Raw genomic sequence first — 22,005 nt, forward strand, 5'->3', positions numbered from 1 at the left:
CTATACACGACCCCCAGAGTCGAGTTATCCCGATCCCATGATCACCCAGAAAGCCAAATACGCGTTTAAGGCGCTGTTCCACCTCGCCACGCTGCCGGATGGCCAGTCGCTGCAGATCGAGGAGATCGCCAAGGGCGCCGGCGTGCCGCGCAAGTTCCTCGAGCACATCCTGCTCGACCTGAAGCGCAAGGGCATCGTCCAGAGCCGGCGCGGCCGTTCGGGCGGCTACGTGCTGGTCAAGCGGCCGGCGGACACGACGATCAGCGATATCCTGCGCGCCATCGACGGGCCGATTGCGCCACTGCCCTGCATTTCGCGCACTGCCTACCGCCGCTGCACGGACTGCAAGGACGAGAAGACCTGCAGCGTCCATCGCCTGTTTGCCGAGACATACGCTGCCACGCTGAAGCTCTGGGAGGGCACGACGCTGGCGGATGCTCTTTTCAGCGGGGCGCCCGGGCGAGGCACTTTTGGCGACCGGATTCCTCCAATAGCCGTCAGATGAGATTCATTTTCCAAGGCCGCGGAAAATTTCGCCACATGCGGCTTTGTGAAAGACGACCGACTATGTCGAGATAATTGGGCATTCCAACCGGAGCCTTCCGATGATCTCGAAACTGAAACTTCTGACTGCGGTCTCGCTGCTGGTGGCAGGTCTTGCCGCCCCGGCGTTCGCCGACCAGTCGATCCTCAACGTGTCGTACGATCCGACGCGCGAGCTCTACAAGAACTACGACGCGCTTTTCGCCAAGCATTGGGCCGACACCCATAACGGCGAAGTCGTCACCGTAGACCAGTCGCATGGTGGCTCGGGCGCCCAGGCGCGCGCAGTCATTGACGGTCAGGAGGCCGACGTCGTCACGCTGGCACTGCAGGCCGACATCGACGCTATCGCCGCCAAGGGGCTGATCAAGCCCGACTGGCAGACCCGTCTGCCGGATTCGTCCGCTCCCTACACGTCGACGATCGTCTTCCTGGTCCGCAAGGGCAACCCGAAGGGTGTCAAGGATTGGGACGATCTCGTGAAGCCCGGCATCGGCGTCATCACGCCGAACCCGAAGACCTCGGGCGGCGCCCGCTGGAACTACCTCGCGGCGTGGGCCTATGCCGACGCGAAGTACGGCGGCGACGCCAAGAAGGACCAGGACTTCGTCGGCGCGCTCTACAAGAACGTGACGAAGCTCGACTCGGGCGCTCGCGGTTCGACCACGACGTTCACCCAGGGCACCGGCGACGTGCTGCTGTCGTGGGAAAACGAAGCCTACCTCGCGCTCAGCCAGCCTGACGGCGGCGACTACGAGATCGTCGTGCCGTCGCTGTCGATCAAGGCAGTGCCGCCGGTCGCGGTGGTCGACGCCAACGTCGACAAGAAGGGCACGCGCGCCGTCGCCGAGGAGTACCTCAAGTATCTCTACTCGGATGAGGCGCAGAAGCTGATCGCCGCGAACTTCTATCGCCCGATCAAGCCCGAGGCTGCCGACCCGGCCGACCTCAAGCGCTTCCCCGACATCAAGCTCGCCACCATCGAGGATCCGATCTTCGGCGGCTGGGCCAAGGTGCAGAAGGATCACTTCGACGACGGCGGTATCTTTGACCAGATCTACAAGCCCGCGCCATAATCGGCTCTAGATGAGCCAGGCGGTAGCCTCCAGTACCTTCAGGAAGCCGAGCGTCATCCCGGGATTCGGGTTGGCGCTCGGTTTCACGTTGACGTACCTGTCGCTGATCGTGCTGATCCCGCTCGCCGGGCTGGTGCTGAAGACGGCATCGCTGGGCTGGCCCGAATTCTGGAAACTCGCGACCGACTCGCGCACGCTCGCCGCATTGCGCATCTCGTTCGGCCTTTCCATCGCGGCGGCCTTCATCAACGCGATCTTCGGCCTGATCATCGCGTGGGTGCTGGTGCGCTACGAGTTCCCCGGCCGCAAGCTGCTCGATTCTTTCATCGACCTGCCGTTCGCATTGCCGACCGCGGTCGCCGGCATCGCGCTGACCGCGATCTACTCGACGCACGGCTGGGTCGGCGGCCTGCTCGCCCCGCTCGGCATCAGGGTCGCCTTCACGCCGCTGGGCATCCTCGTCGCGCTCATTTTTATCGGCCTGCCGTTCATCGTGCGCACGGTGCAGCCGGTGCTGGAGGACCTCGATTCCGAGGTCGAGGAGGCCGCCGCCACCTTGGGCGCCCATCGCTTCAAGACGGTGTTCTGGATCGTGATGCCGGCGCTTCTGCCGCCGCTGCTTACCGGCTTCGCCCTAGCGCTGGCGCGCGCCGTGGGCGAGTACGGCTCGGTGATCTTCATCGCCGGCAACATCCCCTATGTCTCGGAGATCGCGCCGCTGCTGATCGTCATCAAGCTCACCGAATACAACTATGCGGCCGCCACCGCGATCGCCACGATCATGCTGGCCATCTCGTTCGTGCTGCTGCTCATCATCAATCTGCTGCAGACGTGGTCGCACCGGAGGGTTGGCGGTGGCTGACGTAACGCTCGCGCCTGCGCTGATCGCGAACGCATCGCCGACGACCGAGCGCAGGGGCGTGCGCATCCTGCTCATCGCCATCTCGGTCGCCTTCCTGCTGTTCTTCGTCGTCCTGCCGCTGATCACCGTCTTCATCGAGGCCTTGAGGCCGGGCCTTGGGGCATACTTTGGCGCGCTGCGCGACAGGGACACCGCGTCGGCAATTCGCCTGACGCTTTTCATCGCCGCGATCTCGGTGCCGGCGAATCTCGTCTTCGGCGTCGCCGCCTCATGGGCGATCGCGAAGTTCGATTTCAAGGGCAAGAGCTTCCTCACTACCCTCATCGATCTGCCGTTCTCGGTTTCGCCGGTCACCTCGGGGCTGATCTACGTGCTCATCTTCGGCGCGCAGGGCTACCTCGGCCCGTGGCTCGCCGCCCACGACATCCACATCATCTTCGCCGTACCTGGCATCGTGCTGGCGACGATCTTCGTGACGTTTCCGTTCGTCGCGCGCGAACTGATCCCGATCATGCAGGAGCAGGGGACGGGCGAGGAGGAAGCGGCGGTGTCGCTCGGCGCCTCCGGCTGGCAGGTGTTCTTCCGCGTCACGCTGCCCAACGTGAAGTGGGCGCTACTCTACGGCGTCCTGCTCTGCAACGCGCGCGCCATGGGCGAGTTCGGCGCGGTGTCCGTCGTCTCCGGCCACGTCCGCGGCAAGACCAACACCATGCCGCTGCAGATCGAGATTCTCTACAACGAGTACGCCTCGCAGGCGGCCTTCGCGGTCGCCTCCCTCCTGGCGCTGCTCGCCCTTGTCACGCTCGCCGTGAAGACATTCCTGGAATGGCGCTACGCCGGCGAAATCGCCGCCCAAAGGCGCCATTGAGCCGCCACTGAGAGGAAAAAATCCTTGGACGCGCGTGTCGAAAATGATGAAACCTCTGGCGCCGGCCAGGGGGCCGCGACGTGGGGCAAGCGCGTGGACGTATCGGTCGAGAATGTCGAGCGGGCCTTTGGCGAGACGCCGGCCCTCCACGGCGTGTCGCTGGAGATCAAGTCGGGCGAGCTGGTCGCGCTGCTCGGGCCCTCGGGCTCCGGCAAGACGACGCTGCTCCGCATCCTCGCCGGCCTCGATTTTCCGAACGCCGGCCGCGTCATGTTCGGCGGCGAGGACGCGCTGCGCCTGACGGTACAGCAGCGTAACGTCGGCTTCGTCTTCCAGAATTACGCGCTGTTCCGCCACATGCGCGTCTTCGACAACATCGCCTTCGGCCTCGACGTCCGCCCGGCGGCGCGGCGCCCGTCGAAGGCCGAGATCAAGTCGCGCGTGCTCGAGCTGCTCAAGCTCGTGCAGCTCGACGGTCTCGACCAGCGCTTCCCCTCGCAGCTTTCCGGCGGCCAGCGCCAGCGCGTCGCGCTCGCCCGTGCCCTCGCCATCGAGCCGCGCATCCTGCTGCTCGACGAACCGTTCGGCGCACTCGATGCCAAGGTCCGCCGCGAGCTCCGCCGGTGGCTCCGCGAAATCCACGACCAGACGGGGCACACTACGGTGTTCGTCACGCACGATCAGGAGGAGGCGATCGAACTCGCCGACCGCATCGTCGTGCTGAACCACGGCAAGATCGAGCAGGTCGGCACGCCGGACGAAATCTACGACAACCCGGCCTCGCCGTTCGTTGCCGGCTTCATTGGCGAGAGTAACGCGCTGCCGGTGGTCGCCGACAACGGCAACCTGCTTCTCGACGACCGCGCCCTCGACCTTGCCGGCGCGGCGGATATTTCCGGCTCGCGCACGCTGGTCTTCCGCCCGCACCACGTTGACGTCATGGGCACCAAGCCCGGCGGCATCGCCGGCTGGGTCATCTCGGAGCGCCGCCACGGCGCCGTCCGCCGGCTCGAGGTGGACCTCGGCTCCGGTGCCAGCCATCACCGCATCGAAGTCGACGTGCGCGCCGACGAGCCGAAATCGAAGAAGGGCGATCGCATCAGCGTGCTGCCCAATCGGTGGTGGCTGTTTGATGAAGCGAAGGGCGCGTAGCCGTCGCCGCAACGCCCCCTCACCCTTCCTCGCTAGGCTCACTGCGTTCGCCAAGTTCGGAAGCCCTCTCCCACAAGGGAGAGGGGAGCAATTGACGGCGCGGCGTATTCCCTCTCCTCTTGTGGGAGAGGGCCACGTGAGCGAAGCGTGGGGTGAGGGAGGTACGCTGCCGCTCACCTTCGGTCTAAGTTGCATTCCGTCCGCAACAAGCCTATATCCCCGCCGTCACCCTCAAACGATCTGATCGTTGGAGAGTGGGTCCGCCCGGGCCCGCTCCTTTCGGCGTTAGGTCGGACTAGGACCGGACGTGTCGGACGACCTGGACGAACCGCGGATTGTCACCGAAACGGGCCTCGAGGCCCGCGTCGCGCGCATTGTCGAGCCGGTGGCTTTGAGCCTCGGCTTCCGGCTGGTGCGCGTGAAGATTTCGGCGGCGAACGGCACGACCTTGCAGATCATGGCCGAGCGTGCCGATGGCACGATGACGGTCGGCGACTGCGAGACGCTGTCGCGCGACGTGTCGCCGGCCTTGGATGTCGAGGACCCGATGAGCGAGGCCTATAACCTCGAGGTGTCGTCGCCGGGCATCGACCGCCCGCTGGTTCGGCGCTCGGATTTCGAGAAGTGGAAGGGCCACGAGGCCAAGATAGAGCTGGCCGTCCCGATGGATGGCCGCAAGCGGTTCAAGGGCAAGCTGGCCGGCGTCGATGGCAAAGATTTGCGAATTGAACTGGAAAAGAAATCGAAAATTGAGGGTCCCGAGATAGTGACGCTGCCGCTGACCGATATCGGCGAGGCCAAGCTCACCATGACCGACGCCCTCGTCCGCGAGACTCTGCGCAACGAAAAGCGCAAAAGCCGGGACACGAAACAGGATCACGCCGAGGCGTAAGCGCCCGGCATTTTTGGAGACGGACAATGGCTGTCAGTGCAAACCGGCTGGAGCTTCTGCAGATCGCCGATGCGGTCGCCCGCGAAAAGGCGATCGACCGCATGATCGTCGTCGCCGCGATGGAGGACGCCATCCAGAAGGCGGCCCGCTCGCGCTACGGCTCCGAGACCGACATCCGCGCCGAGATCAACCCGAAGACCGGCGAGATCAAGCTGCAGCGGCTGCTCAAGGTCGCCGACAAGATCGAGAACCCGGCCACCGATATCCTCATCGAGGACGCCCGCGCCAAGAACCCGGCCGCGCAGGTCGGTGACTTCATCGCCGAGCCGCTGCCGCCGATGGATTTCGGCCGCATCGCTGCCCAGTCCGCCAAGCAGGTGATCGTGCAGAAGGTGCGCGACGCCGAGCGCGACCGCCAGTACGAGGAATTCAAGGACCGCATCGGCGAGATCGTCAACGGCCAGGTCAAGCGCGTCGAATACGGTAACGTCATCGTCGATCTGGGCCGCGGTGAGGGCATCGTGCGCCGCGACGAGCTGATCCCGCGCGAGACGTTCCGCTACGGCGACCGCATCCGCGCCTACATCTACGACGTCCGCCGCGAGCAGCGCGGCCCGCAGATTTTCCTGTCGCGCACGCATCCGCAGTTCATGTCGAAGCTGTTCGCGCAGGAAGTGCCGGAGATCTACGACGGCATCATCGAGGTCAAGTCGGTCGCCCGCGATCCGGGCTCCCGCGCCAAGATCGCCGTCATCTCGCGCGACTCCTCCATCGATCCGGTCGGCGCCTGCGTCGGCATGCGCGGCAGCAGAGTCCAGGCCGTGGTGAACGAGTTGCAGGGCGAGAAGATCGACATCATCCCGTGGTCGCAGGACGCCGCGACGTTCATCGTGAACTCGCTGCAGCCGGCGGAAGTCGCCAAGGTCGTGCTCGACGAAGAAGCCGAGCGCATCGAGGTCGTGGTGCCCGACGAGCAGTTGTCGCTCGCCATCGGCCGCCGCGGCCAGAACGTGCGCCTCGCCTCGCAGTTGACCGGCTGGGACATCGATATCCTGACCGAGCAGGAAGAGTCGGAGCGCCGCCAGAAGGAGTTCCTGGAGCGCACGCAGCTCTTCGTCGCCGCGCTGGATGTCGATGAAGTCGTGGCGCAGTTGCTGGCTTCGGAAGGCTTCGCCTCGGTCGAGGAAATCGCGTTCGTCGATATCGACGACCTCGCCGGCATCGAAGGCTTCGACGAGGAGACCGCTAACGAGTTGCAGACGCGCGCCCGCGAGTACATCGAGAAGATCGAGGGCGAGCACGACATCGAGCGCAAGAACCTCGGCGTCGAGGATGCCCTCAAGGAAGTGCCCGGCCTGACCACGTCCATGCTGGTCGCGCTCGGCAAGGCCGGCATCAAGACGGTGGAAGATTTTGCCGGCGCCGTGCCGGATGAATTAACCGGCTGGACGGAGCGCAAGGACGGCGACCAGACCCGCCACGGCGGTGCGCTGGATTCCTTCCAGCTTAGCCGCGCCGATGCCGAGTCGATGATCATGCAGGCCCGCGTCAAGGCCGGCTGGATCACCGAAGCCGACCTCAACCCGCCGGCGGCCGAAGAAGCCGCGGCGGAAGCGGCCCCCGCGATGTAGGGGAGGGCGCCACACCTTGCCGCGCGTCAGCGAACCGACCGAGCGGACCTGCGTCGTGACACGGGAAGCCAAGCCTGTGTCCGAGCTGATCCGTTTCGTTGCGGCGCCCGACGGCACGGTGGTGCCCGACCTGAAGCGCAAATTGCCCGGCCGCGGCGTCTGGGTGACCGCCACCCGCGACATGGTTGCGATGGCGGTCAAGAAGCACCATCTGGAGAAGGCGCTCGACGGCAAGGTGAAGGTCGATCCCGATCTCGCCGCCCGTCTCGACGATCTTCTCCTCGCCGCCGCTACCGGCGCTCTGGCCATGGCCCGCAAGGCCGGCAACCTGATCGGCGGTTTCGGCAAGGTGGAGAAGGCGATCGGGTCCGATGACGTCATCGGCTTGGTCCATTCCAGCGACGCCGGAGCCGACGGAATCGCGAAATTGCAGGCGGCGGCCCGCCGCCGGTTTGGTGAACAAGGCCTTCCCGCCATTCGAATTTTCGGCGGCGACCAATTGGATTTGGCGTTCGGCCTGTCAAATGTGATACATGCTGCCCTGCTCGCCGGGCCGGCGGGCGCGAACGTGCTGGCACGGGTCCAGGATCTCGTCCGCTACCGTGGCGAGCAAGGCCCGACGACCGGCAATTTTGGCCGCTCTTTCGACGCCCTCGACGAAGTGAATGACCTGTCCGCAGGACTATAGGAACTAAGAAGCACGCATGAGTGAAAATACCGGCGACAAGACCCTCGCGCCTCCGAAACGTACGCTCGGCCTGAAGCCGCGCGGTGTCGAGCGCGACTCCGTCCGCCAGACGTTCTCCCACGGCCGCACCAACACGGTGCAGGTCGAGCGCAAGAAGCGCCGCATCACGCTGCCCGGCGAGAAGCCCGAGGCCGTGGCCGCCGCTCCTGCGCCCGCGCCGCGCCCTGTCGAGGCGCCCGTAGCGCCGGCGCCTGTCGCCGCGCGGCCCGCGCCCGCCCCCGAGCCGGTATTGTCGCCTTCGCGCGCCGGCCTTGTGCTGCGCCAGCTTTCCACCGACGAGATCGACGCCCGCGCCCGCGCGCTTGCCGACGCCAAGGTCCATGAGGCCGAGGAGCGCCGCGCCGCGATCGACAACGCCGCCCGCCGCGCCGCCGAGAACGAGCGCCTGACGCGCGAGCGCGCCGAAGCCGAACGCCGCAAGGCCGAGGAGGACGCCCGCCACCAGACCGAAGATTCGGTAAAGGCGCGCGCCGAGGAAGCCGCCCGCCGCCGCTTCGGCGAGGAAGCCGCCAAGAACGCGACCGCCACGGCCGCCGCCGCTCCGGCAGCGCGCCCGGCCCCCGGCGCCGCGCGCACGCTGAAGGAAGTCGAGGAGACCGACGACGACCGTCCCGGCTCCGCGCTCCGCGGCCGCGTCAAGGCCAAGACCACCACTGAGCCGAAGCCGGTCAAGCGCGTCGTCGACGATCGCCGGCGCGGCAAGCTCACGCTCTCGACCGCGCTTGACGATACCGAGCGCGCCCGGTCGCTGGCCTCGATCCGCCGCCGCCGCGAGCGCGAGCGCGCCAAGCAGGACGGCCCGCGCGAGAAGGTCATGCGCGAGGTCGTCATTCCCGAGCGCATTACCGTCGCCGAACTCGCCAACCGCATGTCGGAACGCGTCGTCGACGTCGTCAAGCATTTCATGAAGCAGGGACAGATCGTCCAGGCCACCGACTTCATCGAGCCCGACACGGCGCAGATCATCGCCGAGGACATGGGCCACACCGTCCGCCGCGTCGCCGAATCCGACGTCGAGGCCGGCCTGTTCCAGAAAGCGAACACCGACATCGCCGACGATCTCGAACAGCGCCCGCCGGTGGTCACCGTCATGGGTCACGTCGACCACGGCAAGACCTCGCTGCTCGACGCCATCCGCAAGACCAACGTCGTCTCCGGCGAGGCCGGCGGCATCACGCAGCACATCGGCGCTTACCAGGTCGATGTGAACGGCCACAAGATCACGTTCATCGACACGCCCGGCCACGCCGCCTTCACGGCGATGCGCGCCCGCGGCGCTTCCGTCACCGACATCGTCATCCTCGTGGTGGCGGCCGACGACGGCGTCATGCCGCAGACCATCGAGGCGATCAATCACGCCAAGGCGGCGAATGTCCCGATCATCGTCGCCATCAACAAGGTCGATAAATCCGACGCCGACCCGACGCGCGTCCGCACCGAGCTTCTGCAGCACGAGGTGTTCGTCGAATCGATGGGCGGCGACGTCCTCGACGTCGAGGTTTCCGCCACCAAGGGCACCAACCTCGAGCGCCTGCTCGAGACCGTCCTCCTGCAGAGCGAAGTGCTCGAGCTGAAGGCCAACCCGCACCGCCCGGCCGAAGGCACCGTCATCGAGGCCCGCCTCGACAAGGGCCGCGGCGCGGTCGCGACCGTGCTGGTCCAGCAGGGCACCCTCAAGGTCGGCGACATCATCGTCGCCGGCGCCGCCTCCGGCCGCGTCCGCGCGCTGGTCGACGATCACGGCAAGCAGATCAAGGAAGCCGGCCCCTCGACCCCGGTCGAGGTTCTGGGCTTTGCCGAGGCGCCGGAAGCCGGCGACCGCCTCGCGGTGGTCGAGTCGGAAGCCCGCGCCCGCGAGGTCACCGCCTACCGCGTCCGCCAGAAGCGCGACAAGTCGCTGGCCTCGACGAACGCCTCGCGCGGCTCGCTCGAGCAGATGATGAGCCAGCTCGCCACCGCCGGCCAGAAGGTCTTCCCGCTGGTCATCAAGGGCGACGTGCAGGGCTCGGTCGAAGCGATCAGCCAGGCGCTGAATGCGCTCGGCACCAACGAAGTCACGGCGCGCATCATTCACGCCGGCGTCGGCGGCATCACCGAGTCGGACGTGGCGCTCGCCGCGACGTCCTCCGCCGCGATCATCGCCTTCAACGTCCGCGCCAACGCGCAGGCGCGCTCGCTCGCCGAGCGCGACGGCATCGAGATCCGCCAGTACAACATCATCTACAATCTCGTCGACGACGTGAAGGCCGCGATGTCGGGCATGCTTTCGCCCGAACGGCGCGAGACGATGCTGGGCAATGCCACGATCCTCGAGATTTTCGATATCTCGAAGGTCGGCAAGATCGCCGGCTGCCGCGTCACCGACGGTGTCGTGCAGCGCGGCGCCAACGTCCGCCTGATCCGCGACAACGTCGTCGTCCACGAAGGCAAGCTGTCGACGCTCAAGCGCTTCAAGGACGAAGTTCGTGAAGTGCCTGCCGGCCAGGAGTGCGGTATGGCGTTTGAAAAGTACGAGGACATGCGCGTCGGCGATGTCATCGAATGTTACCGCATCGAGGAGATCGCGCGCTCGCTGTAAGGCAGAGAGCCGTAGGTAAAACGGGAGCTACCCGTTTTTCCGAGGGCTGGTTTGCGACAGATCAAGGAAACCGGAGCGCGTTTTCCGAGTTATAGGAAATCATGAAACAGAACAAAGCTTCCCGTGCGCCGTCCCAGCGCCAGCTTCGTGTCGGCGAAGTGATCCGCCACGCGCTTTCCGAGATTCTCCAGCGCGGCGACGTCCACGATCCCATCTTCGAGACCAACGTGGTCACCGTGCCCGAGGTCCGCATGGCGGCGGACCTGAAGTGCGCCACCGTCTATGTGATGCCGCTCGGCGGCCGCAACATGGCGGAGGTCGTCGCCGCCTTCGACCGCAACAAGAATTACCTGCGCGGCGAGGTCGCCCGCAAAGTGAACCTGCGCAGCGCGCCGGATCTGCGGTTCCGCGTCGATACCTCGTTCGAGGAAGGCGCCAAGATCGACGCCATGCTGCGTTCGCCCGAGGTCAAGCGCGACATCGACGCCGCCAACGACGACAATCCCGATCACGGCGTACCCGGCAAGGACGTCCCGCAGAACTGATGGGCCGCAGAAACAAGGGTCGCGACGTCTCCGGCTGGATCTGCCTCGACAAGGCCGCCGGCGTCACCTCGACCCAGGCGGTCGCCTCGGTGAAGCGCCTGTTCGGCGCCGCCAAGGCCGGCCACGCCGGCACCCTCGACCCGCTCGCCACCGGCGCGCTGCCGATCGCGCTCGGCGAGGCGACCAAGACGGTTCCCTTCGTGCAGGATGGCCGCAAGGTCTACCGCTTCACCGTCAGGTGGGGCGAGGAGACCGACACGGACGACGCCGAGGGCAAGGTCGTCGCGACCGCGGGCGTGCGCCCGACGCGTGATGCGATCGAGGCGCTGCTCCCCGAATTCATCGGCGAGATCATGCAGCGCCCGCCGGCCTTCTCCGCGATCAAGGTCGACGGCGAGCGCGCCTACGATCTCGCCCGCGGCGGCGCCGAGGTCATCCTCGACGAGCGTGCTATCTCGGTGCATCGCCTGACGCTGACCGAGATGCCCGACGCCGACCACGCCGTGTTCGAGGCCGAGTGCGGCAAGGGCACCTACGTCCGCGCGCTGGCCCGCGACATCGGCCGGAAGCTCGGCTGCCACGGCCACGTCGTGGAACTCCGCCGCCTCGTCGTCGGCCCCTTCGACGATCGCACCATGGTGCCGCTGACGAAGCTGATCGACGCGCGCGAAGCCGGCGACGCCGAAAGCCTCGACGCGTTCCTGTCGCCGGTCGGCGTCGCGCTGGGCGCGTTGCCCGAGGTCGCGGTCAACGCCAACGACGCCGCCCGCATCGGCCGCGGCCAGTCGGTGCTGATCCGCGGCCGCGACGCGCCGGTCGCGACCGACACCGCCCACGCCACCTACGGCGGCGTGAGCATCGCGGTTGGCGAGATTGCCGAGGGCGCCTTCCACCCGAAGCGGGTGTTCAAGGGCTGAAAACCAAGCGTTGCCAATGGTTTGTACAGTTCCGGCTTTTCACTGGCAATCCTCCCCCCTTTCCGCCATATTCCGCCCGCTTTCGCCGCCCATGGCAGCGAATTGACCCCCGATCCCGACCGCGCTGGACGACATCCCGGCCCTGGCCGTCGATCACGGGGATTTTTCCAAAACCTGAAGGAGAACCCGATGTCGATCTCAGCCGAGCGCAAGCAGGCGCTCATCAAGGAATACGCCACCGGCGCCAACGATACCGGCTCGCCGGAGGTGCAGGTCGCGATCCTGTCCGAGCGGATCGCCAACCTGACCGAACACTTCAAGGGCCACGTCAAGGACAACCATTCCCGCCGCGGCCTGCTCAAGATGGTCTCGCAGCGGCGCAGCCTTCTCGACTATCTCGAGAAGACCGAGAACGCCCGCTACAAGCAGATCATCGACCGCCTCGGTTTGCGGCGTTAATCGCCGACAATTCGCGTATCCGCGTTTGTTGGTTGCTAGCGCGATGGCAATGGGGCCATCGCGATTCCCGAAGGGACAGCAAAAGGGCCATGGCAGGATCGCCGGATGCTTTCGGAAATTCGAGAGCCTCTCGCCGTCTTGCCCATGGCTCCACGTTTGCTGGTCCCGGATCGCGTCTGTTGACGCATGAAAGGAAATGCCATGTTCGACATCCAACGTGTCGAGATTGATTGGGGTGGGCGCAAGCTTACCCTCGAGACCGGCCGCATCGCCCGTCAGGCCGACGGCGCCGTGCTCGCCACCTACGGCGAAACTTCGGTGCTCGCCACTGTCGTCGGCGCCAAGGAAGAGAAGCCGGGGATCGACTTCTTCCCGCTGACCGTCAACTACCAGGAAAAGACCTTCGCCGCGGGCAAGATCCCGGGCGGCTACTTCAAGCGTGAAGGCCGGCCGACCGAGAAGGAGACGCTGACCTCGCGCCTCATCGACCGCCCGATCCGTCCGCTTTTCGCCGCCGGCTACAAGAACGAGACGCAGGTCGTCGCCACCGTCCTGTCGCACGACCTCGAGAACGATCCCGATATCGTCGCGATGGTCGCTTCCTCCGCCGCGCTGACGCTGTCCGGCGTGCCCTTCATGGGTCCGATCGGCGCCGCGCGCGTCGGCTTCATCAACGGCGAATACGTGCTGAACCCGCTGATCGACACGATCGCCGACTCCAAGCTGGATCTCGTCGTTGCCGGCACCGGTGACGCTGTGCTCATGGTCGAATCGGAGGCCGCCGAGCTTTCCGAGGACGTCATGCTCGGCGCCGTCATGTTCGGTCACCGCAATTTCCAGCCGATCATCGACGCGATCATCAAGCTCGCCGAGAAGGCCGCCAAGGAACCGCGCCCGATCAAGACGCCGGACCATTCGGCCCTCTACGCCAAGACCAAGGGCATCGCCGAGACTGAACTTCGCGCCGCCTACGCCATCACCGGCAAGACCGAGCGTCACAACGCCATTGAGGCGACCAAGGCCAAGCTGAAGGCCGCGCTCGCGCCGGAAGGCGCTACCGACGCGCCGCCGCCGAATCTCATCGGCGAGATGTTCAAGAAGCTCGAGAAGGCGATCGTGCGCGGCGACATCATCGCCAAGGGCACGCGCATCGACGGTCGCGACACCAAGACGGTGCGCCCGATCCTGGCGGAAGTCGGCGTCCTGCCGCGCACGCACGGCTCGGCGCTCTTCACTCGCGGCGAGACGCAGGCGCTGGCGGTGGCCACCTTGGGCACCGGCGACGACGAGCAGTACATCGACGCGCTGCAGGGCACCTACAAGGAAACGTTCCTGCTGCACTACAACTTCCCGCCCTACTCGGTCGGCGAGACCGGCCGCATGGGTTCGCCCGGCCGCCGTGAAATCGGCCACGGCAAGCTGGCGTGGCGCGCCATCCATCCGATGCTGCCGCCGCACCACGAGTTCCCGTACACGCTGCGTGTCGTCTCCGAGATCACCGAGTCTAACGGCTCGTCCTCGATGGCGACGGTGTGCGGCACCTCGCTCGCGCTGATGGACGCCGGCGTGCCGCTCAAGCGGCCGGTGGCGGGCATCGCGATGGGCCTGATCAAGGAAGACGACGGCAAATTCGCCGTGCTCTCCGATATCCTCGGCGACGAGGATCACCTCGGCGACATGGATTTCAAGGTTGCCGGCACGGAAGTCGGCGTCACCTCGCTGCAGATGGACATCAAGATCCAGGGCATCACCGAGGAGATCATGAAGATCGCCCTCGACCAGGCCAAGGGCGGCCGTCTGCACATCCTCGGCGAGATGGCCAAGGCTCTGCCGCAGGCCCGCACGCAGCTCGGAGAGTTCGCGCCGCGCATCGAGGTCATCAAGATCCCGACCGACAAGATCCGCGAAGTCATCGGCACCGGCGGCAAGGTCATCCGCGAGATCGTGGAGAAGACGGGCGCCAAGGTCGACATCGAGGACGACGGCACGGTCAAGGTGTCGTCGGCCGACGGCAAGGCGATCACCGCCGCGCTGAACTGGATCAAGTCGATCGCCTCGGACCCCGAGGTCGGCGCGATCTACCAGGGCACCGTGGTGAAGGCCGTCGACTTCGGCGCCTTCGTCAACTTCTTCGGCGCCAAGGACGGTCTGGTCCATATCTCGCAGCTCGCACCGGGCCGCGTCGCCAAGACCACCGACGTGGTCAAGGAAGGCGACAAGGTCTGGGTCAAGCTGCTGGGCTTCGACGATCGCGGCAAGGTCCGCCTGTCGATGAAGGTCGTCGACCAGGCCACCGGCCAGGAGATCGCCGGCGCCAGCGCCGAGCGCGCCGAGGCCAACGCCTAGGCTTCACGGCATACGAATATCGAAAGGCCCGGCTCGCGCCGGGCCTTTTTGTTTTGGCAATTCGAGCACCACTCTCTGTTGCGTCACCTCTCCCTGAAAGGGAGAGGGCTTCAGCTCGTAGGAGCGAAGCGAGTTAGAGCTGAAGAGTGAGGATCCAGGACGCGAGAGGATGAGGGGTCAATGACCCTCACCCTTCCTCCCTAGGCCCGCTGCGGTCGCCAAGTTCGGGGCCCCTCTCCCTTTAACTTGTGCAGGCGCACTGTTCAGCCGGCGTGCGGCCCCGCCGCCAGCACGTCCGCCCCGACATCCTTCTCGAACCGCCGGAAATTCTCCGCGAACATCTTCGCCAGCTTCTTCGCCTGCGCGTCGTAGGCATCCTTGTCGGCCCACGTCTCGCGCGGCGTCAGCAGCCGGGCATCGACGCCTGGCACGGCCTCGGGGATGGAGAAGCCGAACGCCGGCTCGCGCCGGAAGCGCGCACTGTTGAGCGACCCATCCAGCGCCGCGGAAAGCAGGGCCCGCGTCGCGGCGATCGGCATGCGCTTGCCTACGCCATACGGCCCGCCCGTCCAGCCGGTGTTGACCAGCCAGCACGTGGCGCCGTGCCGCTCGATCAGCGTTTCGAGCAGCCGGCCGTATTCCGCTGGATGGCGCGGCATGAACGGCGCGCCGAAGCAGGTCGAGAACGTCGCCGACGGCTCGGTCACGCCGCGCTCGGTGCCGGCGACCTTCGCCGTGTAGCCGGAGAGGAAGTGGTAGATCGCCTCGGCCGGCGACAGGCGCGCGATCGGCGGCATGACGCCGAAGGCGTCGGCCGTCAGCAGCACGACGTTTTTCGGATGCCCGGCCCGGCCCGAGACACTGGCGTTGGCGATGACGTCGAGCTGGTACGCAGCGCGGCCGTTTTCGGTGAGCGAAGCATCGTCGAAGTCTGGCACCGATGAGGGCGCCGTCAGCACGACGTTTTCCAGCACCGTGCCGAAGCGGCGCGTCGCCGCGTGGATCTGCGGCTCGGCCTCCGGCGACAGGTGAATCGTCTTGGCGTAGCAGCCGCCCTCGAAATTGAAGACGCCCTCGTCGCTCCAGCCGTGCTCGTCGTCGCCGATCAGCGTCCGGTTCGGGTCGGCCGACAGCGTCGTCTTGCCCGTGCCCGAGAGGCCGAAGAAGATCGCGACGTCGCCGGCCGGCCCGACGTTGGCCGAGCAGTGCATCGGCATGACGCCCTCCGCCGGCAGGCGGAAATTGAGGTAGGTGAACGCCGCCTTCTTGATCTCGCCGGCGTAGCTGGTGCCGCCGATGAGGATCAGTCCGCGGCGGAAATCGCAGGCAATGACCGTCTCGCTGCGCACGCCGTGGCGCTTGGGGTCGGCGCGGAAACTTGGCACGTCGATGATGGTCAGCGCCGGCGGCACCGCACCGGGATCCTCCGGCCGGATCAGCAGATTGCGCGCGAACAGAGCGTGCCAGGCAAGCTCGGTCGAGACGCGCACCCGCACCTGCCGCTCCGGCTCGGCGCCGATGGCGAGGTCCTGCTCGAACAGGGGGACGCGGCGTGCGTGCGCCATGAAATCGGCGGCGAGCAGGTCGAACTGCGCGACCGACATGCGGTTGTTCGCTTCCCACCAGACGTGCTCGCGCGTCGCGTCGTCCTCGACGATGTACTTGTCGCGCGGCGAGCGGCCGGTGTGCGCGCCGGTGGTGACTGCGAGTGCGCCGCCTGCGGCGACCGCGCCCTCGCCGCGCCGGATCGCCGCCTCGAACAGCGCCGCTGCCGTCATGTTCGCCGGCGGCGACCATTCGGCCGGCGCGCGCTCTTTCAGCGCGTGGTCGGTCTGCTGCGGCATGGCGGGTCCCCTTCAAAGCGACGCTTTGCTCAGGGCACCTCCGCCTACTGACTTTCGCCGCGCGCGCAACACCAAAATCCGCGCATAGATGAACGCGATGCGACCAGAAATCGTCCAATGCGATGAGGCCCGTCCATCAATCTTCGCCGCCGCGGCGAGCGGCGATGGCGGCGCCGTGTCGCCGCGCCATTGGCGGGCGTCCATCTTTTTCGGCTGCCGCGAGGTTGCGATGCAGGATCGCCACGCAGGCGCGACATTTTCGCAGGGCGTCGGACGTTGGCGGCCGGTGGGTTCGCCGATTAAGCCGCGTCAGGCGCCAATTGGCGCTCCGGCTTGTAATCCGGTACCCTCCGCCACAATTCATGCGCAATGTGACGGCAAACGCGGTGGTCCCCGCCTTTGCCTTATTTGCCCCGCGGTTTCCTTGGGGTTAGCGCCAGAACTGGAGAAGCCCGGATGCCGACGATCGCCCTGGTCGACGACGATCGCAATATCCTGACCTCGGTCTCGATTGCGCTGGAATCGGAAGGTTACCGCGTACAGACCTACACCGACGGCGCCTCGGCGCTGGACGGCCTCGAGGCCGCCGCGCCCGACCTCGCCATTCTCGACATCAAGATGCCGCGCATGGACGGGATGGAGCTGCTCCGGCGGCTGCGCCAGAAGACCGACCTGCCGGTGATCTTCCTGACGTCGAAGGACGACGAGATCGACGAGCTGTTCGGCCTCAAGATGGGCGCCGACGATTTCATCAAGAAGCCGTTCTCGCAGCGCCTGCTGGTCGAGCGCGTCAAGGCGGTGCTCCGCCGCTTCCAGACGCGCGATCCCGCCGACAAGAAGAGCGAGGAGGTCCTCGCCCAGCGCGTGCTCGATCGCGGCGCTCTGTCGATGGACCAGGAGCGCCACACCTGCACGTGGAAGGCGCTGCCGGTGACGCTCACCGTCACCGAGTTCCTCATCCTGTTCGCGCTTGCCCATCGCCCGGGCGTGGTCAAGAGCCGCAACGCGCTGATGGACGCCGCCTACGACGATCAGGTCTATGTCGACGACCGCACCATCGACAGCCACATCAAGCGGCTGCGCAAGAAGTTCAAGGCGGTCGACGACGATTTCGACATGATCGAGACGCTCTATGGCGTCGGCTATCGCTTCAAGGAAGCGTAGGAGAGCGCGTTAGAGCGCACGCTTGAGATGACCGCGGGGATCGAGGAACGGCCGCTTGGCGGCTCGGAGGAAACCTCCGGGCCGAAGGTTGGAATCGTCCGCCGCGCGCTGACCGGCTTCTCGCGCGTCATCACGCTGCACGTCTTCACCAGCCTGACGCGCCGCATCGTCGTCCTCAATCTCGCAGCGCTGATCGTGCTGGTCTCGGGCATCCTGCTGCTCAACCAGTTCCGCGCCGGCCTCATCGACGCGCGCGTCTCGAGTTTGCTGATCCAGGGCGAGATCATCGCCGGCGCCATCGCCGCCTCGGCTACCGCCGACACCGACACGATCAGCGTCGATCCCGACAAGCTGCTCGAACTGCAGACCGGGCAAAGCATTTCGCCCAACGACCAGCCTTTCGAGAGCACGGAATTTTCCATCAACCCCGAGAAGGTCGCGCCGGTTCTCCGCCGCCTCATCTCGCCGACGCGCACGCGCGCCCGCATCTACGATCGCGACGGCACGCTGGTCGTCGACTCGCAGCATCTCGATGCCGGCAACCAGATCCTCGCCTTCCCGCTGTCGCCGCCGGAAGGCGACTCGACGTCGTGGTTCGAGACGGTCTGGCAGCGGCTGAATCTCTGGCTGTCGAGCCGCGACCTGCCGCGCTACGAGGAACTCGGCGGCGCCAACGGCCGCGGCTACACCGAGGTCGTCTCGGCCCTAAGCGGGCAGGCGACACGCATCGTCCGCATCAACGACAAGGGCGAATTGATCGTCTCGGTCGCCGTGCCGATCCAGCGCTACCGCTCGGTCCACGGCGCGCTGCTCCTGTCGACGCAGGGCGGCGACATCGACGACATCGTGCACGCCGAGCGTCTCGCCATCGTGCGCGTCTTCGTCGTCGCGTCCGGCGTCACGATCCTTCTGTCGATCCTGCTCGCCGGCACCATCGCCTCGCCGCTGCGTCGCCTTGCCGATGCCGCCGACCGCGTCCGCCGCGGCCTCCGTTCGCGCCCCGAGATTCCGGATTTCACCAACCGCCGCGACGAGATCGGGCACCTCAGCCAGGCGCTCCGCGAGATGACCAGTTCGCTCTACAACCGCATCGACGCGATCGAGAGTTTCGCCGCCGACGTTGCGCATGAGATCAAGAATCCGCTGACGTCGCTGAGGAGCGCCGTCGAGACGCTGCCGCTCGCCAAGAGCGAGGACTCCAAGGCCCGCCTGTCGCGCGTCATCCTGCACGACATCCGCCGCCTCGACCGCCTGATCAGCGACATTTCCGACGCCTCGCGGCTCGACGCCGAGCTGGCGCGGCAGGATGCGGCGCCGGTCGATCTCCGCCAGTTGCTGTCGGCGGTGACCGCGATCATCCGCGATGCAGCGCCGCCCGGCGGGCCGGAGATCCGGCTGGAGTTCGCGGCCGGCGATCCCGCGGCCTACTATGTGCTCGGCCACGACAGCCGGCTCGGCCAGGTGTTCAACAATCTCGTCGACAACGCCCGCTCGTTCTGCCGCAAGGACGGCGTCGTTCGCGTTGTCGCGCGTCCGCGCAAGGATGGCGTCGAGGTCGTCGTCGAGGATGACGGTCCCGGCATCCGGCCGGATCAGTTCGAGCGCATCTTCGAGCGCTTCTATACCGACCGCGCCGACGGTGGCGCCGATACCTTCGGGCAGAATTCCGGCCTCGGCCTGTCGATCTCCAAGCAGATCGTCGAGGCGCACAAGGGCCGCGTCTGGGCCGAGAACCGCACGCGCCCCAGCCCGACGCCGGGCGAGCCGCCGGTCGTGCTCGGCGCGCGCTTCACCGTGCGCCTGCCGGCGGCATGAGCGACACCGTCCACGCCAGCGTCGCGCTCCTCGGCGAGCGCGGCGTCCTCATCCGCGGCGCCTCGGGCAGCGGCAAGTCGTCGTTGCTGCTCGCGCTTATCTCGTCGGCGAACGCCGTGCTGGTCGCCGACGACCAAGCGCATCTCCGCGCCGAGCACGGCCGTGTCATCGCGCACGTGCCGGATGCGATCGCCGGGCTGATGGAAATTCGCGGCGTCGGCATTGTGCGGCGTCCGCATGTCGCGAGTGCGCCGATCGATCTCGTCGTCGATCTCCTGCCGCTCGCCGAATGTCCGCGTCTGCCTGACGCCGACCAAGCACACGCCATGCTGGCAGGCATCGCCGTGCCTCGCATTTTTATCGCAGTTGGCGCGCACGACGGCGTCGCCCGGGTGATGGCGGCGCTCGACCGGGCGGACGCCGGGATTCCGGCCTAACAATTTGAAATTATTGCGATTCCAGATGGCTCTTGCATTGCAACAACGTTTGGCCAAGATGTGCGCCCGCTGCCCCGGGGGGCCGTTTTGGGCAGCGCCGAGGGTTGCCGTGGAAGAAGGTCGATGATCGGACTTGTCCTGGTCACCCACGGGCGGCTCGCGGTCGAATTCCGCGCCGCGCTGGAGCATGTCGTCGGCGCGCAGACGCAGGTCGAGACGATTTCCATCGGCCCTGACGACGACGTCGAGCGCCGCCGCCAGGAAATTCTCGACGCCGTCGCCAACGTCAACACCGGCGCGGGCGTCATCGTGCTCACCGACATGTTCGGCGGCACGCCCTCCAATCTCGCGATCTCGGTGATGGAGGCCGGCAAGGTCGAGGTCATCGCCGGCGTCAATCTGCCGATGCTGATCAAGCTGTCGAAGGTGCGCGCCGAGAAGCCGCTCGCCGAGGCGATCGGCTACGCGCAGGACGCCGGCCGCAAGTACATCAACGTCGCCAGCCAGGTCCTGAACGGGAAATAGCGCCGATGGCCGGCGAGCCTTCCGCCACCCGCTCCGAGGAAGTCGTGATCGTCAACAAGAAGGGCCTGCACGCGCGCGCCTCGGCGAAGTTCGTGCAATGCGCCGAGCGCTTCACCTCGGCCATCACCGTCGCCAAGGATGAGTCGAGCGTCGGCGGCGCGTCGATCATGGGGCTGATGATGCTTTCCGCCGGACACGGCTCGACCATCCGCATCAGCGCCGAAGGCGCCGACGCCGAGGCCGCGGTCGCCGCGCTGGTTGCGCTCGTCGCCGACAAGTTCGGCGAGGAAGAATGACCGAAGTCGTCATCATCGGCGCCGGCGCCGCGGGCATCGCCGCGGCCCGCGCGCTCCATGACGCCGGCGTCGACGCGCTGATGGTCGAGGCCCGCGACCGCGTCGGCGGCCGCGCCTGGACGGTCGATTCCGGCCAGGGATTCCCTATCGATCTGGGCTGCGGCTGGCTGCATTCCGCCGACCGCAATCCGTGGCGCGAGATCGCCGAGGCCGGCGGCTGGGACGTCGATCACACCCCGCCGCCGTGGTCGCGGCCGACACTGCCTAAGGGCGCGCCGACGCCCGAGCAGGCGAAGTTCGGCGAGGCCATCGGCCGCTTTCGCGGATCGCTGGAAGATTTCCCGGAGAGCGAACCCGACCGCGCCGCCTCGACCTACCTCGAGCCCGGCAATCGCTGGAACCCGCTGCTCGATGCGGTGAGCACCTACTACAGCGGCGCCGAGCTCGAATACGTCTCGCTGCGCGATCTCGCGCGCTACGACGACACCGGCGTCAACTGGCGCGTCACCGACGGCTACGGCGGGTTGATTGCCGACCATGCCTTCGGTCTGCCGGTGAAACTCAACTGCATCGTCACGCGCATCGATCGCCGCGGCAAGAAATTGCGCGTCGAGACGAACGATGGCGTCATCGACGCGGACGCGGTGATCGTAACGCTGCCCAGCACCGTCATCGCCGAGACGCCGGATCTTTTCCTGCCTGCGCTGCCCGAGAAGGTGGAAGCGGCGATGGGCCTGCCGCTCGGCCTCGCCGATAAACTCTACCTGTCGCTGGAAGGCGCGGAAGAATTCCATGAGGAGAGTCGCGCCTTCGGAAAAATGGATCGCACCGCCACCGCCGCGTATCACTTCCGCCCGTTCGGCCGCGGCGAGATCGAGGCGTACTTCGGCGGCACGCTTGCCGCGGAACTGGAGCGGGACGGAGAGGGCGCGTTCGTCGATTTCGCGGTCGCCGAACTTGTCGCGCTCTACGGCAGTGATTTTGCGAAGCGCCTGGCGCCGCTCGCCTCGCACTTCTGGCTCACCGATCCCTTCGCGCGCGGCTCGTATTCGTATGCGAAGCCGGGCCACGCCGACGACCGCGCCAGACTCGCCGCGACGGTAGAGGACCGCATTTATTTCGCCGGCGAAGCATGCTCCAGGGCCGACTATTCGACCGCCCACGGCGCCTATCTGACGGGCGTCGCGGCGGCCAACGCCATAGCGCAAAACCGCAGAAAACCTGGCTAGCCGGCGTCACATAAACAAATCTTTATGTCCTTATTGCCACGGGCCGCGGGCGAAGCTATAAGCCCCGCCAGCAACCCA

General features: G+C 66.7%; 20 protein-coding genes. 19 read left to right on the forward strand and 1 reads right to left on the reverse strand.

Annotated elements, in window-relative coordinates:
- Positions 1 to 37 precede the first annotated feature (37 nt).
- The 13 genes from WDM94_02165 to pnp all read left to right on the forward strand — a co-directional run bounded on the left by WDM94_02165 (position 38) and on the right by pnp (position 14,617).
- Positions 38 to 505: an Rrf2 family transcriptional regulator gene (locus WDM94_02165; protein ID MEJ0011431.1), complete on the forward strand. Its 468-nt coding sequence runs from the start codon at positions 38 to 40 to the stop codon at positions 503 to 505.
- Between the two features lie 100 nt (positions 506 to 605).
- Positions 606 to 1,619: a sulfate ABC transporter substrate-binding protein gene (locus WDM94_02170; GenBank protein ID MEJ0011432.1), complete on the forward strand. Its 1,014-nt coding sequence runs from the start codon at positions 606 to 608 to the stop codon at positions 1,617 to 1,619.
- Between the two features lie 10 nt (positions 1,620 to 1,629).
- Positions 1,630 to 2,481 (forward strand): sulfate ABC transporter permease subunit CysT, encoded by an 852-nt coding sequence (cysT, locus tag WDM94_02175; GenBank protein ID MEJ0011433.1) that lies wholly within the window; start codon positions 1,630 to 1,632, stop codon positions 2,479 to 2,481.
- A 19-nt stretch (positions 2,482 to 2,500) separates the two neighbouring features.
- The gene (gene cysW / locus WDM94_02180; protein ID MEJ0011434.1) at positions 2,501 to 3,349 is read left to right on the forward strand and encodes a sulfate ABC transporter permease subunit CysW; all 849 of its coding nucleotides are present in this window, start codon (positions 2,501 to 2,503) and stop codon (positions 3,347 to 3,349) included.
- Between the two features lie 93 nt (positions 3,350 to 3,442).
- Complete coding sequence (locus tag WDM94_02185; protein MEJ0011435.1) at positions 3,443 to 4,501, forward strand: sulfate/molybdate ABC transporter ATP-binding protein; 1,059 nt, start codon at positions 3,443 to 3,445, stop codon at positions 4,499 to 4,501.
- A 307-nt stretch (positions 4,502 to 4,808) separates the two neighbouring features.
- Positions 4,809 to 5,393, forward strand: a complete 585-nt coding sequence (gene rimP / locus WDM94_02190) for a ribosome maturation factor RimP (GenBank protein MEJ0011436.1) — start codon at positions 4,809 to 4,811, stop codon at positions 5,391 to 5,393.
- A 26-nt stretch (positions 5,394 to 5,419) separates the two neighbouring features.
- Positions 5,420 to 7,024, forward strand: a complete 1,605-nt coding sequence (nusA, locus tag WDM94_02195; protein MEJ0011437.1) for a transcription termination factor NusA — start codon at positions 5,420 to 5,422, stop codon at positions 7,022 to 7,024.
- A 16-nt stretch (positions 7,025 to 7,040) separates the two neighbouring features.
- Entirely contained in the window at positions 7,041 to 7,712 is a 672-nt protein-coding gene (locus tag WDM94_02200) for an RNA-binding protein (GenBank protein ID MEJ0011438.1), read from the forward strand.
- A gap of 16 nt (positions 7,713 to 7,728) precedes the next feature.
- Complete coding sequence (gene infB, locus WDM94_02205) at positions 7,729 to 10,350, forward strand: translation initiation factor IF-2 (GenBank protein ID MEJ0011439.1); 2,622 nt, start codon at positions 7,729 to 7,731, stop codon at positions 10,348 to 10,350.
- 101 nt (positions 10,351 to 10,451) lie between these two features.
- A complete protein-coding gene (gene rbfA, locus WDM94_02210) occupies positions 10,452 to 10,895 on the forward strand; it encodes a 30S ribosome-binding factor RbfA (protein ID MEJ0011440.1) in 444 nt (147 codons plus the stop codon).
- Entirely contained in the window at positions 10,895 to 11,812 is a 918-nt protein-coding gene (truB, locus tag WDM94_02215; protein ID MEJ0011441.1) for a tRNA pseudouridine(55) synthase TruB, read from the forward strand. The genes rbfA and truB overlap by 1 nt, the downstream gene beginning before the upstream one ends.
- A gap of 189 nt (positions 11,813 to 12,001) precedes the next feature.
- Positions 12,002 to 12,271: a 30S ribosomal protein S15 gene (gene rpsO, locus WDM94_02220; protein ID MEJ0011442.1), complete on the forward strand. Its 270-nt coding sequence runs from the start codon at positions 12,002 to 12,004 to the stop codon at positions 12,269 to 12,271.
- Between the two features lie 201 nt (positions 12,272 to 12,472).
- Entirely contained in the window at positions 12,473 to 14,617 is a 2,145-nt protein-coding gene (gene pnp / locus WDM94_02225) for a polyribonucleotide nucleotidyltransferase (protein ID MEJ0011443.1), read from the forward strand.
- A 263-nt stretch (positions 14,618 to 14,880) separates the two neighbouring features.
- Here pnp and WDM94_02230 read toward each other — a convergent pair whose 3' ends face one another.
- Positions 14,881 to 16,461, reverse strand: coding sequence for a phosphoenolpyruvate carboxykinase (locus WDM94_02230; protein MEJ0011444.1), 1,581 nt, complete (start codon positions 16,459 to 16,461; stop codon positions 14,881 to 14,883).
- A gap of 456 nt (positions 16,462 to 16,917) precedes the next feature.
- Here WDM94_02230 and WDM94_02235 point away from each other — a divergent pair, with 456 nt between their 5' ends.
- The 6 genes from WDM94_02235 to WDM94_02260 all read left to right on the forward strand — a co-directional run bounded on the left by WDM94_02235 (position 16,918) and on the right by WDM94_02260 (position 21,927).
- Positions 16,918 to 17,625, forward strand: a complete 708-nt coding sequence (locus WDM94_02235; GenBank protein ID MEJ0011445.1) for a response regulator transcription factor — start codon at positions 16,918 to 16,920, stop codon at positions 17,623 to 17,625.
- A gap of 27 nt (positions 17,626 to 17,652) precedes the next feature.
- Complete coding sequence (locus WDM94_02240; protein MEJ0011446.1) at positions 17,653 to 19,440, forward strand: sensor histidine kinase; 1,788 nt, start codon at positions 17,653 to 17,655, stop codon at positions 19,438 to 19,440.
- Positions 19,437 to 19,877 carry a serine/threonine protein kinase gene (locus WDM94_02245; GenBank protein ID MEJ0011447.1) on the forward strand — a complete coding sequence of 147 codons (441 nt, stop codon included), beginning with the start codon at positions 19,437 to 19,439 and terminating at the stop codon, positions 19,875 to 19,877. Before WDM94_02240 ends, WDM94_02245 begins: the two co-directional genes overlap by 4 nt.
- A 123-nt stretch (positions 19,878 to 20,000) precedes the next feature.
- A complete protein-coding gene (locus tag WDM94_02250; protein ID MEJ0011448.1) occupies positions 20,001 to 20,402 on the forward strand; it encodes a PTS sugar transporter subunit IIA in 402 nt (133 codons plus the stop codon).
- A gap of 5 nt (positions 20,403 to 20,407) precedes the next feature.
- Positions 20,408 to 20,698, forward strand: a complete 291-nt coding sequence (locus WDM94_02255; protein MEJ0011449.1) for an HPr family phosphocarrier protein — start codon at positions 20,408 to 20,410, stop codon at positions 20,696 to 20,698.
- Positions 20,695 to 21,927 carry an NAD(P)/FAD-dependent oxidoreductase gene (locus WDM94_02260; protein MEJ0011450.1) on the forward strand — a complete coding sequence of 411 codons (1,233 nt, stop codon included), beginning with the start codon at positions 20,695 to 20,697 and terminating at the stop codon, positions 21,925 to 21,927. The genes WDM94_02255 and WDM94_02260 overlap by 4 nt, the downstream gene beginning before the upstream one ends.
- Positions 21,928 to 22,005: the final 78 nt, after the last annotated feature.

Source organism: Bauldia sp., from assembly GCA_037200845.1.
GTDB lineage: Bacteria > Pseudomonadota > Alphaproteobacteria > Rhizobiales > Kaistiaceae > DASZQY01.